Annotated in this window: 19 protein-coding genes and 1 pseudogene; 2 read left to right on the forward strand and 18 right to left on the reverse strand. The window is 38.0% G+C overall.

Going from position 1 to position 16,722, the window contains the following annotated elements; translation table 11 throughout:
- Positions 1–47: 47 nt before the first annotated feature.
- The 7 genes from rpsB to OXPF_RS10340 all read right to left on the reverse strand — a co-directional run bounded on the left by rpsB (position 48) and on the right by OXPF_RS10340 (position 8,666).
- A complete protein-coding gene (rpsB, locus tag OXPF_RS10310) occupies positions 48–746 on the reverse strand; it encodes a 30S ribosomal protein S2 (RefSeq protein WP_054875131.1) in 699 nt (232 codons plus the stop codon).
- A 240-nt stretch (positions 747–986) separates the two neighbouring features.
- Entirely contained in the window at positions 987–1,763 is a 777-nt protein-coding gene (codY, locus tag OXPF_RS10315; RefSeq protein WP_054875132.1) for a GTP-sensing pleiotropic transcriptional regulator CodY, read from the reverse strand.
- Between the two features lie 20 nt (positions 1,764–1,783).
- On the reverse strand, positions 1,784–3,181 hold the full coding sequence (gene hslU, locus OXPF_RS10320) for an ATP-dependent protease ATPase subunit HslU (protein ID WP_054875133.1): 1,398 nt from the start codon (positions 3,179–3,181) through the stop codon (positions 1,784–1,786).
- Positions 3,182–3,192: 11 nt separating this feature from the next.
- On the reverse strand, positions 3,193–3,723 hold the full coding sequence (gene hslV, locus OXPF_RS10325; protein WP_054875134.1) for an ATP-dependent protease subunit HslV: 531 nt from the start codon (positions 3,721–3,723) through the stop codon (positions 3,193–3,195).
- Positions 3,724–3,847: 124 nt separating this feature from the next.
- Positions 3,848–5,965, reverse strand: a complete 2,118-nt coding sequence (topA, locus tag OXPF_RS10330) for a type I DNA topoisomerase (RefSeq protein ID WP_054875135.1) — start codon at positions 5,963–5,965, stop codon at positions 3,848–3,850.
- Positions 5,966–6,042: 77 nt separating this feature from the next.
- Positions 6,043–7,116 carry a DNA-processing protein DprA gene (dprA, locus tag OXPF_RS10335; protein ID WP_054875136.1) on the reverse strand — a complete coding sequence of 358 codons (1,074 nt, stop codon included), beginning with the start codon at positions 7,114–7,116 and terminating at the stop codon, positions 6,043–6,045.
- An 11-nt stretch (positions 7,117–7,127) separates the two neighbouring features.
- Positions 7,128–8,666, reverse strand: a complete 1,539-nt coding sequence (locus tag OXPF_RS10340; protein WP_054875137.1) for a YifB family Mg chelatase-like AAA ATPase — start codon at positions 8,664–8,666, stop codon at positions 7,128–7,130.
- A gap of 338 nt (positions 8,667–9,004) precedes the next feature.
- Between OXPF_RS10340 and OXPF_RS10345 the strand changes: the two genes are divergently transcribed.
- On the forward strand, positions 9,005–9,259 hold the full coding sequence (locus OXPF_RS10345; RefSeq protein ID WP_054875138.1) for a type II toxin-antitoxin system HicA family toxin: 255 nt from the start codon (positions 9,005–9,007) through the stop codon (positions 9,257–9,259).
- Positions 9,256–9,588 carry a type II toxin-antitoxin system HicB family antitoxin gene (locus tag OXPF_RS10350; RefSeq protein WP_054875139.1) on the forward strand — a complete coding sequence of 111 codons (333 nt, stop codon included), beginning with the start codon at positions 9,256–9,258 and terminating at the stop codon, positions 9,586–9,588. The genes OXPF_RS10345 and OXPF_RS10350 overlap by 4 nt, the downstream gene beginning before the upstream one ends.
- A 273-nt stretch (positions 9,589–9,861) precedes the next feature.
- Here OXPF_RS10350 and OXPF_RS23640 read toward each other — a convergent pair.
- The 11 genes and pseudogenes from OXPF_RS23640 to OXPF_RS10405 all read right to left on the reverse strand — a co-directional run.
- A pseudogene (locus OXPF_RS23640) lies at positions 9,862–10,116 on the reverse strand (nucleotide-binding domain-containing protein); the annotation flags it as partial.
- Positions 10,117–10,445: 329 nt separating this feature from the next.
- On the reverse strand, positions 10,446–10,820 hold the full coding sequence (locus OXPF_RS10360; RefSeq protein ID WP_054875560.1) for a YraN family protein: 375 nt from the start codon (positions 10,818–10,820) through the stop codon (positions 10,446–10,448).
- A 52-nt stretch (positions 10,821–10,872) separates the two neighbouring features.
- Positions 10,873–11,646, reverse strand: coding sequence for a ribonuclease HII (locus OXPF_RS10365; protein ID WP_054875141.1), 774 nt, complete (start codon positions 11,644–11,646; stop codon positions 10,873–10,875).
- 25 nt (positions 11,647–11,671) lie between these two features.
- A complete protein-coding gene (ylqF, locus tag OXPF_RS10370; protein WP_054875142.1) occupies positions 11,672–12,514 on the reverse strand; it encodes a ribosome biogenesis GTPase YlqF in 843 nt (280 codons plus the stop codon).
- A 97-nt stretch (positions 12,515–12,611) separates the two neighbouring features.
- On the reverse strand, positions 12,612–12,959 hold the full coding sequence (rplS, locus tag OXPF_RS10375) for a 50S ribosomal protein L19 (RefSeq protein ID WP_054875143.1): 348 nt from the start codon (positions 12,957–12,959) through the stop codon (positions 12,612–12,614).
- 111 nt (positions 12,960–13,070) lie between these two features.
- Positions 13,071–13,808 (reverse strand): tRNA (guanosine(37)-N1)-methyltransferase TrmD, encoded by a 738-nt coding sequence (gene trmD, locus OXPF_RS10380; RefSeq protein WP_054875144.1) that lies wholly within the window; start codon positions 13,806–13,808, stop codon positions 13,071–13,073.
- Positions 13,808–14,308 (reverse strand): ribosome maturation factor RimM, encoded by a 501-nt coding sequence (rimM, locus tag OXPF_RS10385; protein ID WP_054875561.1) that lies wholly within the window; start codon positions 14,306–14,308, stop codon positions 13,808–13,810. Before rimM ends, trmD begins: the two co-directional genes overlap by 1 nt.
- A 98-nt stretch (positions 14,309–14,406) precedes the next feature.
- Positions 14,407–14,634, reverse strand: coding sequence for a KH domain-containing protein (locus tag OXPF_RS10390; protein WP_054875145.1), 228 nt, complete (start codon positions 14,632–14,634; stop codon positions 14,407–14,409).
- Between the two features lie 24 nt (positions 14,635–14,658).
- On the reverse strand, positions 14,659–14,913 hold the full coding sequence (gene rpsP, locus OXPF_RS10395) for a 30S ribosomal protein S16 (protein WP_054875146.1): 255 nt from the start codon (positions 14,911–14,913) through the stop codon (positions 14,659–14,661).
- Between the two features lie 39 nt (positions 14,914–14,952).
- Positions 14,953–16,290 (reverse strand): signal recognition particle protein, encoded by a 1,338-nt coding sequence (gene ffh, locus OXPF_RS10400; protein WP_054875147.1) that lies wholly within the window; start codon positions 16,288–16,290, stop codon positions 14,953–14,955.
- An 11-nt stretch (positions 16,291–16,301) separates the two neighbouring features.
- The gene (locus OXPF_RS10405) at positions 16,302–16,640 is read right to left on the reverse strand and encodes a putative DNA-binding protein (RefSeq protein ID WP_083479836.1); all 339 of its coding nucleotides are present in this window, start codon (positions 16,638–16,640) and stop codon (positions 16,302–16,304) included.
- Positions 16,641–16,722 lie beyond the last annotated feature (82 nt).

The following is a 16,722-nucleotide window of genomic DNA, read 5'->3' on the forward strand; positions in this document are numbered from 1 at the left end:
AACGCAAGGGAAACCCCTTAATTTCCGTTTAACCCTTACCTGCTTATTTATTCTGCCAGCTGCTCGCCTTGTCTTCCCTCTATAATAGCATCTGCAATTTTAGCAGTTATTAATTTTACCGCTCTGATTGCGTCGTCATTTCCGGGAATTACGTAATCAACTTCTTCCGGGTCACAGTTTGTATCAACAATAGCTACAACAGGTATACCCAGAATCTTTGCTTCCAGTATGGCATTTTTTTCTTTTCTAGGGTCAACTATAAATAATGCCCCCGGAGTCTTTTTCATATTTTTAATTCCGTTAAGATTCTTTTCGAGCTTTTCTTTTTCGGCTCTTAACTTGATAACTTCCTTTTTAGGGAGTACATCAAATGTACCTTGCTGCTCCATGGCATCAAGAGTATTAAGGCGCTCAATCCTTGTCTTTATGGTTTTGAAGTTTGTAAGCATACCGCCCAGCCATCTGCTGTTAACATAGTACATACTGGACCTTAATGCTTCGTCATGGATTGACTCCTGGGCCTGCTTCTTTGTACCTACAAAGAGAATATCCTTTCCTTCTTCAGTAACGGATTTGATAAAATCATAAGCCTCTTCAATCTTCTTTACAGTTTTCTGTAGGTCTATGATATAAATGCCGTTCCTTTCAGTGAAGATGTACTCAGCCATTTTAGGGTTCCAGCGTCTTGTCTGGTGTCCAAAATGTACACCTGCTTCTAATAATTGTTTCATTGATATAACGCTCATTTACATTCACCTCCTGGTTATTTTCCTCCGCTTCACGCATCTCTTCAAACGACCAAGTATGGCACCGGTTCAAAGATTGTGAAACGTGTGTATTTTACTCACTGTAGTAGTATATCATAACTGTTTTTTCACTTCAATATTTATTTTTCAAAGAATAATTTTAAATCAGACTATAATATTTTAACCATTAATTAGCAGTATATTCTTTTTTACAAAAATAAATGCCCGCAGATGCGAGCATTACTTAATCTTTTTGAGTTCTTCAACTAATTTTTCGTTTAATATTTTAATATGGGTTCCTTTCATGCCAAGAGACCTTGATTCTATTACGCCGGCACTTTCAAACTTTCTTAGTGCATTTACTATAACAGACCTTGTTATCCCAACCTTATCCGCTATTTTGCTTGCAACCAGCAGCCCTTCTTTTCCCTCTAACTCTTCAAATATATGCTCGACGGCTTCCAATTCCGAATAGGATAAGGTTCCTATGGCCAACTGAACAATTGCCTTTTTTCTTTCCTGTTCAATCATATCATCATTTTTGGATTTGATAATTTCCATACCGACAATGGTTGATGCATATTCTGCCAATACTAAGTCATCCTCTTCGAATTCCTTGTTGTACCTTGCTATAACCATGGTGCCCAATCTTTCCCTGTTGCCGTTTATGGGGACCACAGTTGAATGCTTGTTTTTCTTGGTACATTTAAAACCGTCGGCTAAAACACAGACATCATGTGCCACCACATTTGCCATGGTTTCTTCTATATCCAATAGTGTATCATTATATGATTCAGGAAATTTCATTTCTTTTATAACCTTCTCCTGAACTATTTCACATTCAAAGCCTTCGGAGAAATTATAGCCCAGCACATCCCCTTGTTTGCCTACAAGATAAACATTGCATATTAAAACTTTGCTTAATAGATTGCAGATTTCATCAAAGGAAACCGGTTCCGCACCTGATTTTTGCAATACCCTGTTTAACATTCTTGTTTTTTCAAGAAGTGTTGTCATCTCCTTTTCCTCCTATCATGTTAAATAATAAATTTTGATAAATCTTTATTTCGTATAATGCCTGAAAGTGCATTTTTTACATAGTAACCGTCAATGGTAAATGTCTTATCATCGTATTCCGATGCATTAAAGGATATGTCCTCAAGAAGCTTTTCCAATATTGTATAAAGCCTTCTTGCACCAATGTTTTCTGTCTGTTCATTAATAAGAAATGCTGTTGCAGCTAATTCTTCAATGGAAGTGTCATCAAAAATCAGACGGACATTTTCTGTTTCCATTAACATGCAGTATTGTTTTATTATTGCGTTTTTAGGCTGGATCAGTATCTTTTTAAAATCATCCTTTGTAAGGTTCTTAAGTTCTACTTTCACTGGAAATCTTCCCTGAAGTTCGGGTATCAAATCTGTTATTTTAGATATATGGAAAGCCCCGGCGGCGATAAAAAGAATGTGATCTGTCTTTATAGGTCCGTATTTTGTTATGACTGTGCTGCCTTCAACTATGGGAAGAATATCCCTTTGAACGCCCTCGCGGGATACGTCGGGTCCGGAACTGTAATTTTTTCCGGCTATTTTGTCAATTTCATCAATAAAAATTATTCCGTTTTCCCCTGCTCTTTTAAGAGCTTCATCGGCAACTTCGTCCATATCAATGAGTTTTTGGGCTTCTTCCTGCTCGAATATCCTTCTGGCTGCTTCTATGGTGACTTTTCTTGTCTTCTTCTTTTTAGGGAATATCCCGCCGAACATATCCTGTACGTTCACATTCATTTCTTCATTGCCCAGCCCAATCATTTCTATGGTAGAATAATTTTTTTCCTCTACTTCTATATCAATATAGAAATCTTCCATTTCACGATTCTTAAGTTTTTTTAAAATCTCAGCCCTTTTATTCATGAGTTCATATGAATCATCCTCATATTCGTCGGACTGCTGTTCTTCAGCATCATCCCGGGTGTTGAATATAAAGTCAAAAGGGTTATTATAGGCTGAAGATTTCTGCTTTTTAGGCATTAATATATCTAAAATGCATTCTTCTGCCAAATATACTGCTTTATCTTTAACTTCATTGATTTTTTCGGTTTTTACCATTCTGATGGATTCTTCCACCAAATCTCTTATCATGGATTCAACATCTCTGCCAACATATCCAATCTCGGTGAATTTGGTAGCTTCTACTTTTATAAAAGGAGCGTTGACCAATTTTGCAATCCTTTTTGCAATTTCGGTTTTTCCAACGCCGGTAGGACCAACCATCAAAATATTTTTAGGTAAAATTTCTTCTTGAAGTTCTCTGGGCAGTTTACTCCTTCTGTATCTGTTTCTTAATGCTATAGCTACGCTTCTTTTAGCATCATCCTGACCAATGATATATTTGTCAAGCTCTTCAACAATTCTTTTAGGAGTCAACTCTTCCAAAAAATCACCCCTTACAATTCATGACTAATAATATTGTCATTTGTATAAACACATATAGAAGCCGCAATCTTCAATGACTTATTGACTATCTCAGTTGGAGTCAATTCTGTATTTTCCTTTAATGCTCTAGCTGCTGCAAGTGCGAACATGCCACCTGAGCCGACTGCAGCTATTCCGTCGTCGGGTTCGATTACTTCTCCGCTTCCGGATATTATCAATATGTGTTCGTCGTTTAATGCTATCATAAGGGCTTCAAGTTTTCTCATAATGTTGTCCATGCGCCAGTCCTGAGCTAATTCCACTGCGGCTCTTTGAAGATTTCCGCTGTGCTGTTCCAGCTTTTCCTCAAATTTTTCCGATAATGTCATAGCGTCAGCTACCGACCCTGCAAATCCAACCAGCACTCTATCGTTAAATATCCTCCTGACTTTTTTTGCAGTATTTTTCATTATAGTATTCTCTCCGAAGGTCACCTGACCATCGCCTGCAATTGCTCCTTTGTTTCCGGATTTGATTGCCACTATGGTAGTAGCTTTAAACATCTCCACTCCTCCAACAAAAGATTTTTAAATACTTAATGAAAAAAGGTATATTATTTCTATAATATCACAATGCCAATTGAGATACAACAAAAAATGCAATTCTGTACAAAATCATTTAATAATGCTATAAATCGTTGCTCTCTTCATCTGTTTTGGCTGATTCCAGCGGTATTTCATTCTTGCAATTTTCGTCTAAGCAAATAAGCCTTGCTCCTTTGCCTTTAGCAAAATTTTTGACCATCATGCTGCCGCATTTAGGGCACTTCTCTTTTGCAGGTTCATCCCATGACATAAAATTGCATGCCGGGTAGTTTTTGCAACCGTAAAACTTCCTTCCTTTTTTAGTTCTTCTTACAATTATATTACCGCCGCACCTCGGACATGATACATCAAGTTCTTCTAAAAGAGGCTTTGTATGCTTACATTCGGGATATCCCGGGCATGCAAGGAATTTACCGAAGCGGCCTTTCTTAATTACCATAAATCTTCCGCACTTTTCACATTTTATATCTGTAACCTCAGGTTCCTCGACTATCATTATCTTGTCGATTTCCTCTTCAGCCTGCTTTAATTCGGGAGCAAAGGAATCATAAAATTCCTCCACAACGTGAACCCACTCCTTCTCTCCCTCTTCAATATCATCCAACTGTCTTTCCATATCGGCGGTAAACTCTACATTTACTACGCGGGTAAAATACTGGCTCATGATATCGTTTACCACTCTGCCCAGCTCTGTCGGCCTTAAATTCTTCTTTTCTCTCTCCACGTAATTTCTGTCTATAACAGTAGATATAATGGGAGCGTAAGTGCTGGGCCTTCCTATGCCGTTTTCCTCCAATGTTTTAACAAGTGTAGCTTCGGTGTATCTTGGAGGCGGCTGGGTGAAATGCTGTTTATCCTCCAGTTTTTTTAATTTCAGGGTTTCATTTTCTGTTAATTCTGGTATATTTGTATTTTCTTCGTCTTCTTCATCAGCAACTGCATATACAGCCATAAAGCCCTGGAATTTTACTTTGCTTCCGTTGGCTTTGAAAATGTAGCCGTTATTTTCTATATCCACTGCTACCGTATCCATTACGGCTTCTGACATCTGGCTTGAAATAAACCTGTTCCATATAAGCTTATATAATTTATATTGCTCATCCTTTAATGAACCTTTTATGCTGTCAGGATGAATTGTGGAATATGTAGGCCTTATTGCCTCATGGGCTTCCTGAGCCCCCTTTTTGGATTTATATTGCTTGGGAGTCTCGGGCATATATTTCTTTCCGTATTCCTTTTCTATAATTTCTCGTGCCTGACTTTGAGCTTCATCGGATATTTTCGTGGAATCCGTCCTCATATATGTAATTAAACCTATGGTACCATGGCCTTTTATTTCTATGCCTTCATACAATTGCTGGGCTATCATCATGGTCCTCTTGGTCGAATAGCCTAAATTCTTATAGGCCTCCTGCTGCAGTGAGCTCGTTGTAAAGGGGGGAGAGGGGTACCTCTTCTTCTCACTCTTTTTAACCTTCTTTACCACAAATTGCCCGTTTTTTATACCCTTTATGATATTTTCACATTCTTCTTTATTGTTTATCTGTATTTTCCCTTTTTCATCACCATGAAACCTGGCTTCAAAGTTTTCCCTTGAATTTGCCTTATTTAATTTTGCGGTAATGCTCCAATATTCCTCGGGAACAAAGCTTAATATTTCATTCTCCCTGTCACAAATGAGCTTTACAACGACAGACTGTACCCTTCCTGCGCTTAATCCCCATTTTATTTTTCTCCACAGTATAGGACTTATCTGATATCCCACCAGTCTGTCTAAAACTCTTCTTGCCTGCTGCGAGTCCACCAGGCTCTTATTTATAGCCCTTGGATGTTTTAAGGAATCCAGAATTGCATTCTTTGTGATCTCATGGAACTCTATTCTGCAAGGTTTGTCTTCATCAACACCCAAAAGATTGGCAAGATGCCAGGATATGGCTTCACCTTCCCTGTCAGGGTCAGTCGCCAAAAGCACCTTGTCGCTTTTCTTCGCCTGTTTCTTCAGATTGTCTATTATCTGCCCTTTTCCTCTTATGGTTATATATTTAGGTAAGAAATTTTTCTCTATATCAACACCAAACTGGCTTTTTGGCAAATCCCTTACATGTCCCATGGAGGCTTCGACGATATATTTCTTGCCCAAGAGTTTACCTATTGTCTTGGCTTTAGCCGGCGACTCCACAATTACAAAAGTACTAGCCATTCTATTACCTCCAGAATTTTCATGTTTATATACGTTGTATTATAACAAATAAATTATTATTTAGTACATATTAATTTTTAAAATATTCTTATTACGTATTTTCCGGGAAGCACTTTTACAATGCCCTTAAGTTCTAAAGAAGTTAAAACAGAATTAAACTCACCTATCTTAAGCTTCATTTTATGTAGCAGTTTGTCGGCTTGCACTGGTGCATTTTCTATTTCACTTAGTATCATTTTCTCAGCTTCACTTAATTTTTCTTCATTTATATTATTGTACTTTATATCTATTTTAAATTCCTCCAATATATCATCTATATCAGTAACTATTTTAGCTCCGTCCTTTATGAGTTTGTTTGTGCCCTTAGATATTGAGGATAAAATGGAGCCGGGCACGGCAAATACATCCTTGCCCTGTTCGATTGCAAAGTCAACGGTAATCAATGCACCGCTCTTTTCTCCTGCTTCCACCACCAGCAAAGCATCGGATAAACCGCTTATTATCCTGTTTCTCTCGGGAAAATTATAGGCATAAGGCTGTGTTCCCGGTACATATTCCGATACAACGGCGCCCCTATTAATAATTTCCTTCATTAATAGTTTATTTTCGGGAGGATAAACTATATCTAATCCGCAGCCTACAACAGCGCAGGTGTAGCCATCAGAATCCAGTGCTCCAAAATGCGCCTGGGTGTCAATTCCTCTTGCCATGCCGCTTATTATACCTATGCCGTATTCTGCTAATCCCTTTGCCATGTTTCTTGTTATGGTCTTTCCAAAGGAGCTGCACTTTCTCGAGCCTACGACACCCAAATAAGCCCTGCATTCTTTAAAGCTTCCCTTTATATACAATACAATGGGAGGCTCGTATATATTCTTCAAATTTTCAGGATAATTTTCACTGTCTACAGTAATTATATCGATTCCTTTTGATTTTATTTCTTTTATTTCCTTTAATAATGTATTTTCATTTCGTCTATTGATTATATTATAAGCAAGGGTTTCGGGCATTCCGGGTATATCCTTTAACTCACCGGGAATAGTATTCCAAAGGCTTTTAATATCCCCATAATACTCTAAAAGCTTATATATTTTACGTGTACTTATTCCTTTTATAGTGGTTATCCAGTAATAATACAAAAGATTATCCATATTCTCACCCTTTACATACCGCTCTCCCAGTATTTTCTATCCATGCTCCTGTACTGTATAGCTTCTGCTATATGGCTGGTATTAATATTTTCTTCACCTTCAATATCCGCAATAGTTCTCGCAACTTTGAGTATTTTATTATATGCCCGGGCGCTTAAGCCCAATCTTTCAAATACCGACTTCATCATTTTCTTTGATTCATCGTTTATTTTGCAGTATTTCTTTATCATAGCAGCGCTTAATTGTGCATTGCAGTAAATATTATAGTCCTTATACCTCTTAAGCTGCCTCTTTCTTGCCTCATTTACCCTTTTGCGTATTATATCAGAGCTCTCTCCTGCTGCTTCTGTTTCCAAATCATCATATTTTACGGGGTATACTTCAATATGTATATCTATCCTGTCCAAAAGGGGACCCGAAATCTTCCCTAAGTATTTTCTTATAGACACAGGATTGCAGGTGCACTCCCTTACAGGATCATTAAAAAAGCCGCAGGGACAGGGATTCATAGACGCTATCAGCATAAATGATGAAGGGAATGTTAAACTTCCGTTCACCCTTGATACATTTACCCTGCCATCTTCGATAGGCTGCCTTAATACCTCCAGTGCATCTCTGTGAAACTCCGGAAGCTCATCTAAAAAAAGCACGCCGTTATGTGCTAAAGATACTTCTCCCGGACGCGGAACCTTACCTCCACCTACCAAGGAAATTGAAGTTATGGTATGGTGGGGAGAGCGAAAGGGCCTGTTATCGACAATTCCGTTTTCCGGGTCAAGGTACCCGGTTATACTGTAGATTTTAGTTATTTCAATAGCTTCTTCCCTTGACATATCGGGAAGTATTCCCGGAAGCCTTTGAGCCAGCATTGTTTTTCCCGAGCCCGGCGGTCCAATCATTACAATATTGTGCCCACCGGCTGCAGCGATCTCAAGGGCCCGCTTTGCGCTTTCCTGACCCTTTATATCCAAAAAATCATCATAAAACCTAAGCTGTGAATTATAGATATTTTTCTCAGGTTCATAAGGCAGGCATCCCGTTGGATTATTTAAAATTTCTATGGCTTCTTTAAGAGTTGAAACGGGATAAATTTCAATCCCTTTTACAATAGCCGCTTCGTTGGCATTTTTAAAAGGCACTATTATTTTTTTATAGCCCTTTCTCTCAGCCTCAGCAGCCATGCATAGAACACCGTTTACCGGCTTTACCCTGCCGTCTAATGACAGCTCTCCTAGGAATACATAATCGCTTATATCAGACATCAATACCTGGCCCGTTGATGCCAATATGCCTATGGCAATTGGCAGGTCATAGCATGGACCTATTTTTCTGACATCAGCCGGTGCAAGGTTCACCGTTATTTTCTTTACCGGATAGTTATAACCGGAATTTCTGATTGATGATCTAACCCTCTCTTTTGATTCCTTTACGGCAGCATCCGGCAATCCCACAATGGTAAAGCCCGGCAAGCCGTTTGATATATCTGTTTCCACTTCAATAATGAGCCCGTTAATTCCCATAAGGGCGCAGGTATACACTTTGCTTATCATCTTTGACCCCTCCTGGTCTCATTATTGCCGTTCAAAAGTTATTTAAAACAAAAACAGGGTAGACACGGCTAAAACCCGACAACAAAAATATCTTGATCAGGATTAAAAATAAAACAGAAAAGGATATATACTTTGTTTGAAGACATATCCTTTGATAAATTTATTCTTTTTTTGTCAAATCCTTCTTTAATCTATGCAGATACTTATTTTGCCAAGTTTTTCATCATTCTAGGATGTTTTTAGTAATTTTATTATTAACTTTGCTTAAATACTAATTTTGCAACTAAAAACAGTTGCATTATTTTATAAATAATGGATATAATATAAATAGGCGGATATTGAGTAAAAAAGAAAAACTGGTAGAGCGCCTATTATCAAAACCAAAAGACTTTACTTGTGAAGAATTAGTTACTCTACTCGGTTATTTTGAATATAAACAAGTGAATCTTGGCAAAACCAGCGGTTCTAGAATTGCTTTTTCTAATAGTGATAAGGATTATATCCGTCTTCACAAGCCTCATCCGACAAATATACTTAAACCATATCAGGTGGAAGATGTTATAACAGCTTTAAAAGAAAGGGGATTGTTATGAGCAATTTTATTCATTATCGTGATTATATCGGCAGCGTCGAGTTTTCCGAAGAAGGCGAAATATTTCACGGAAAAGTCATCGGCATAAAAGATTTAATTTCATTCGAGGGTGACAGTGTTAAATCTCTTATTGAAGACTTTCACAATGCCGTTGATGAATATTTGGAGTTTTGCGAACAAAATGGCAAATTGCCGGAAAAACCCTTCAAAGGTACCTTTAATGTTCGTATTCAACCCGAATTACATCGAAAAGCAGTCCTCGCAGCTTCTGCACGCGGTATTTCTCTCAATGCTTTTGTTGAGGATGCTATTCGGCACAATGTAAATTAAATTTACTAACAATATATTTGATTTTTTGTAAAGCGATGTATATGTTGTTAATCATATGTACATCGTTTTTCTTATTGCTGTAAAATTATCTTAAATCCTCCTTTAAAAGTCCGTAAACCGGCACATCAAAACATGTGCCGTCCGGGAGTTCTGCATGTCTGTGAAAAACACCTTCGCAAATAAGTCCAAAAGTTATTCACTGCAAGATCAAACCGGTATTGTTATGTTAGAGATAGGCGTTGTCACGCAAGGGATGACGCCTATCTTTATACTTTACGAATGCCCAATTGGAACATCAATATGCCCATTCGCAACACATACGCCATTTTTTATGATGTAGCACTCAACATAATGCGATCCAAAAAAAGTGGTTGATTCTTTTCTTTCGGGTAAATTGGTTTTCAGGAGATCCCCTCTGATACAGTTTCTTCTTTCGGCTTCAGGGCCAACGTTTCGAACCTTCCACCAGATATCATATGGTTTTGGCACATTACATTCTTTTATATAGAATTTCAGGCTCAAATTATGGGGAAGGAGCTCGGGGCTGTTCTAAAACCATCTCCAGTCGCTTCACAATCAATTTCAACTTCATAAATCTCATTGATATTGACCTCGTCTTCGATAAATTCTTCAATATTTGAAAAGGCAACCTTCGGGTTTAAAGCCTATACGCTCATATAGTTTGGTCGCATTTTCATTGAAGGAAAACCCCCAAGGTAAACTCTGTGCATGTTCATTTCAAGGAAGGCAAAGTCTGTACTTCCCGGCCATACATCGATATCCCGTATAGCTATTCTTATCAATCCGCATAAAGAGATATCCGGTGAATAATGGTATCTTTCATTTTCCTTTTCTAATTACATAGTGAAATCTATCTGAAAAGCGTCTTTTATGAGTCTTAAATACTTTACTTCATTGTCGCTTAAAATTACTTCCACAACGTCAAATCTGAAATTTTCGTCATTGAGCCTTTTTTTTGCAATGTAGAGCATAGCCATTCTGGCAATGCGGCACTGCTTGTTTAAGGTCACAGCTTCGCTGGGCAAACCCCATTTTTCGTCCCTTCTGGTTTTTACCTCTATAAAAGCAATATAGTCATTATCACGGGCAATTATATCAATTTCTCCGTATTTAGTACTGAAATTTTTTTCAAGTATTACATAGCCGTTTTGTATAAGATAGTTAAGAGCTGCAGTTTCGCCAAGATTTCCTTTTTCCCTTTTAGAAATCATTAACATTTACTCTCCTCTCTTTTTTGGCCGGACTTTAAAACTAAGGAATTTTTTAAACAAAGGAGCCTATAAAGGACCTTCTATGTATATTGCATGGACCATGTTTTTTTATGGCATCTATGTGGTCTTGGGTACCATAGCCCTTGTTGCTTATGAAATTATAATGAGGAAATAATTCATGGTATTTATCCATTACAGTGTCACGCTCCACCTTTGCTACTATGGAAGCGGCTGCAATGGAAAAGGATTTAGCATCCCCCTTTATGATGGGTACCTGAAAAATATCAACATCAGGTATTTTTACAGCATCTATCAATAGCACATCAGGTTTTATACTTAATCCTTCTACGGCTTGTTTCATTGCTTTGAAGGTGGCTTTTAATATATTTACTTCATCAATTGTTTTTTCATCACAATAGCCTGTGGAATAGCATACAGCCTTCTCCTTTATTTCTTCGTATAATAGGCTGCGTTTTTGGGGGGATAATTTTTTAGAATCATTTATCCCTTTTATAACACATTCGATTGGGAGAATTACCGCCGATGCATATACTGGCCCGGCTAAAGGGCCTCGTCCCACCTCGTCTATGCCTGCAATATATCTTGCTCCCCTTTTTATGTATTGGTATTCAAAACTTTTCATGATTTCAAGTCTTTCAATTTCTTTTCTGTCCCTGTCTTCTTTTTTAGAAAGCTTGATTAATAAATTCTGTACCGCACTTCTGGTATCCATTTTCAATATTTCAATTAATTCTTTTCTTCTCTCAGCATCGGAATTTTCAATATGCGTAGTTATTTCTTTGATAGTCAATTTTGCAATGTCCATATAAACCCCTCATAAAATATAAATATTAAGGCATCTCCAAAGATATCCTGCCTAGCTTTCCTCCTCTGTACTCATCCAATATTATGTTGGCGGTTCTCTCACGGTCCACCTGTCCGCCCTGTATTATGCAGCCTCTGTTTTTTCCGATTTTATCTAAAATGTCCGCTTCTTCCCCTTCCAAATCATCAAGCTTGTATCTTGATTTCAAACTATCTGGAGAGATCAGTTTAATCTTTTCAATGAATTTTATGGATATTTCGATAATATCCATAATTTCATCCCTTATGGCTCCTGTAAATGCCAGGTTAAAGCCCACTTCCTCATCCTCAAACTTAGGCCATAATATTCCCGGAGTATCCATAAGTTCAAGATTACTGCCTATTTTTATCCACTGCTTTCCTTTGGTAACCCCCGGCCTATCCCCTGTCTTGGTGCTGGCTTTTCCCGCCAGGCGGTTTATAAGGGAGGACTTTCCCACGTTTGGGATTCCTGCAATCAAGGCTCTTACAGGCTTTGAAATAATACCCTTTGCCTTTAATCGTGCATTTCTTTCCTGAAACATATCATTTATGGCTTTGGTCAGTTCTTTTTGCCCGCTGCCTGTAAGTGAATTAATCTCCAGGCATTGAAGATTAAGGTTTTTATAATAGTTAATCCACTGCTTATTTATATTACTGTCGGCCAAATCGCTTTTATTTAAAAGTACAATCCTTGGCTTATTGCCGCATATGCTGTCAATGTCCGGATTTTTGCTGCTCTTTGGTATTCTTGCGTCCAGTAATTCAATTACCAGTTCCACCTGCTTTAAGGATTCCGCCATTTGGCGCTTTGCTTTTGTCATATGACCGGGATACCATTGTATGTTCATATCATCACCCTGACTTATTCTTTAGTTGTTTTATATGTAATTATATCCATATCCATAATAATATAAAAGGGACTGCATTTACAGTCCCTTCTTTTAATTATCTGAATACCTTTTCTTTAACTTTAGCAGACTTTCCAACTCTTTCTCTCAAGTAGTAGAGTTTGGCTCTTCTTGCTTTACCTCTTCTTGTAACTTCAATACCCTGTATAATGGGAGAGTGAATTGGAAAAGTTTTTTCCACACCTACTCCGTAGGATATTTTTCTTACAGTGAAAGTTTCTCTTAATCCGCCGTTCTGTTTCTTAATAACAGTGCCGTCGAATACCTGAATTCTTTCCCTGTTACCTTCCTTTACTTTAAGGCTTACTTTTACGGAGTCTCCAATAGCAAATTCAGGGATATCTGTCTTAAGCTGCTGAGCTTCGATTTCTCTGATTAAATCCATATATGTTCCCTCCCTCCATCATAGACGTTCATTCCGGTAACCTCACCGCAGAGGACCGCCCGTAATCAAACACGTTGATATTATAGCATAACAATTTTCCATATGCAATAACTAAATATCCTGCTCTTCATTTTCTATATCCAAAAGCATCTTTTTATCTTTATCTGAAAGCTTGCCGTAATCTATTAAATCCGGCCTTAATCTGTAAGTTTTCTTGAGCGATTGATACCTTCTCCATTTATTAACGTTTTCATGATGGCCGCTTAATAATACTTCCGGCACCTTCATGTCTCTGTAAATTTCCGGGCGGGTGTATTGAGGATATTCTAAGAGTCCGTCAAAAAAGGACTCCTCCTCATAGCTCTCCTTTGAGCTTAAAACCCCGGGTACCATTCTGGACACGCTGTCTATTACAACCATTGCTGCCAGCTCTCCGCCGGTTATTACATAATCACCTATGGAAACTTGGCAGTCAATCAAAGTCATAATTCTCTCATCAATTCCTTCATAATGTCCGCATATAAATATAAGCTCTTCCTCTTTTGCCAATTCCTTTGCGGTGCCTTGGTTAAATTTTTCCCCTCCGGGAGTCATCAATATGGTTCGGGGCTTTTTTATTTTATCCCTGCAAATATGTTCCATGGCACGGTAAATGGGGTCGGCCATCATCACCATTCCCGAGCCTCCGCCGTAGGGGTAGTCGTCCACCCTGTTGTGCTTATCCAATGTAAAGTCCCGGATATTGTATAAATTTATTTTGATTATATCTTTATCCCTGGCTCTTTTTATTATACTGTATTCTAATGGTGAAAACATTTCCGGAAACAATGTCAATATATCTATTACCATTATTCCATCAATCCTTCCGGAAGCTCTACTTCCATTTTTCCTTCATTTATATTAATCTCCTTTACAACGGATTTTAAGGCAGGTATAAGTATTTCCCTATCTTTGTCCTTTACAATGTATACATCATTGCTTCCCGTTGTAAGAATATCTATTATCTTTCCTAAAAAAACATCCTTTTCATAGACAGACAAGTTTATGAGATCTGATACGAAATAGCTCCCTTTAGGAAGCTTTATGGCATTGGCCCTGTCAATTAAAATATAATTATCCTTAAGTGTTTCTGACTTGCTCATATCATCATAGCCCATGAATTTTATCAGTACGAAATTCTTATGATATTTTACTTGCTCAATTTCAAGCTTAACAAGCTTTTCATCATCCAAAAAGACAAAATTCAAATCATCAAAGCGGTTAATATCCTCTGTAAGAGGTATAACTCTTACTTCCCCTTTTATTCCCTGAGTATTTACAATTTTGCCTATTCTCATGTATTCTACCAAAATAAACACCAATCCTCTAAATTACAATTAATTAAATTGCGCCCATGCTGGGCCCACGTAATGAGTAAAAAGGATTAGGATGCCCTAACCCTTTTTTACTATATTATTTCCACCACAACCCTCTTGTTTTCCTTGGTTGCAGCAGCTTTTACGACAGTCCTTATTGCTTTAGCAATTCTGCCCTGTTTGCCTATTACTTTTCCCATATCATCCGGCGCAACCCTGAGCTCAAGAATAACAGACTGTTCCCCGGCAATCTCACTAACTTGGACCTCGTCAGGGCTGTCAACAAGAGATTTTGCTATTATTTCAACTAGTTCTCTCAATATTTTACACCCCCAGTTCAAGTATTATACGTTTGTATCTATAATACCGGCTCTCTTTAATAAGCTCTTAACGGTATCAGACGGCTGTGCACCCTTTTTAAGCCAATCCTTTGCCTTTTCTCCATCTATGTTGATAGTTGCAGGCTCTGTAATTGGGTTATAGTATCCTAATTCTTCAATGAATCTTCCATCCCTTGGGAATCTTGAATCTGCTACAACCACCCTGTAAAAAGGCGCCTTTTTAGCTCCCATTCTTCTAAGTCTTATCTTAACTGCCACTTGCCTCACCTCCTTCTTATGATTAGCATATTTTAAGCATCAGAAAGGGAATTTGAATTTTCCCTTCTTGGGGTTTTTCATCATGCCGGAAAATTGTTTCATCATCTTCTGGCCTTGTTCAAACTGCTTTATTACCTTGTTTACATCCTGTATTTTTGTGCCGCTGCCGGAGGCAATCCTCTTTCTGCGGCTTCCGCTTTTTAAAAGCTGAGGACTTCTTCTTTCATCCTTTGTCATTGACTTTATAATAGCTTCAACATGAGCCATTTCTTTTTCATCAACTTCTACATCCTTCATTTTTGCAGAATCCACACCGGGTATCATGGATAATATATCTCCTATGGAACCCATTTTCTTCATCTGCTGCATCTGGTCTAAGAAATCATCAAAGGTGAATTCCTGCTTCATCATTTTCTTTGAAAGCTCTAAGGCCTTCTTTTCATCTATGGCATCCTGTGCCTTTTCAATTAAGCTTAAAACATCGCCCATGCCAAGGACCCTTGATGCCATCCTGTCAGGATAAAATACTTCTATATCAGTTAATTTTTCGCCTATACCTGCAAATTTAATGGGCTTTCCCGTTACATACCGCACCGATAATGCGGCACCGCCCCTTGTATCGCCGTCCAGTTTTGTAAGTATAACTCCTGTTATATCAAGCTTTGAATTAAAGGTTTCGGCTACATTTACAGCATCCTGGCCTGTCATGGAATCCACCACTAATAGAATTTCATCAGGCTTAATTGCTTCTTTTACATCCACAAGCTCCTGCATCAATTCTTCATCTACGTGAAGCCTTCCTGCAGTATCTATTATAACCACATCATTGTTATTGCTTTCAGCATAGCTTATAGAAGCCTTTGCAATATCAACTGGACTGTTTTTATCACCCATTGAAAATACAGGCAGCTCCAGCTTTTCTGCCACCACCTGCAGCTGTTTTATGGCTGCAGGCCTATAAATATCACAGGCTGCTAAAAGCGGCCTTTTTCCCTGCTTTTTTAACAGCTGGCCCAGTTTCCCTGCCATGGTGGTTTTACCTGCTCCCTGCAATCCCACCAGCATTATCTTTGTGGGAGGAGTCTTGCTGAAAACAATTGAGCTTTGGCCGCTTCCCATTAAAGAAACCAGCTCTTCATTAACTATCTTTATAACATGCTGACCCGGGGTTAAGCTTTCCATAACCTCTGCCCCTACAGCCCTCTCGCTTACCTTGCTTACCAGCTCTTTTACTACTTTATAATTTACGTCCGCCTCTAAAAGGGCAAGCCTTACTTCCCTCATGGCTTCCTTTACATCTTTTTCATTTAGCCTTCCTTTGCCCCTTAATTTTTTAAAGGTCTCCTGCAGTTTGGTAGTTAGACTTTCAAAAGCCATTGCCCGACCTCCTACATTTCAGTTTCTATTATTTCGCCTAAAATCTCTTTTACTTTGTTAACTTCAGGACTGTTTCCCATATCATCCAATAACTTATATGCTTCCAAAACTTTGTTTTTATGATCCATAAACTTTTTTAAAAGCTTTAATTTTTCCTCGTAATTGTAGAGTATCTTTTCACTCCGCTTTAAAAGGTCATAGACACCCTGTCTGGATGTATTTACAGCCTCGGATATCTCACTTAAGGAAAGATCATTATTGTAATAAAGCTCAATTATATCCCTTTGCTTGTCTGTGAGCATCTGGCCGTAAAAATCATATAACAGGCTTATTTCCAAAACTTTATCCATAATATATAATCTCCACCATATAATTTTTGCAGAATATTATATATCTCATATATAAACGCAATTTAAAACCTTAATAATATTA

Source organism: Oxobacter pfennigii (genome assembly GCF_001317355.1).
Lineage (GTDB): Bacteria > Bacillota > Clostridia > Clostridiales > Oxobacteraceae > Oxobacter > Oxobacter pfennigii.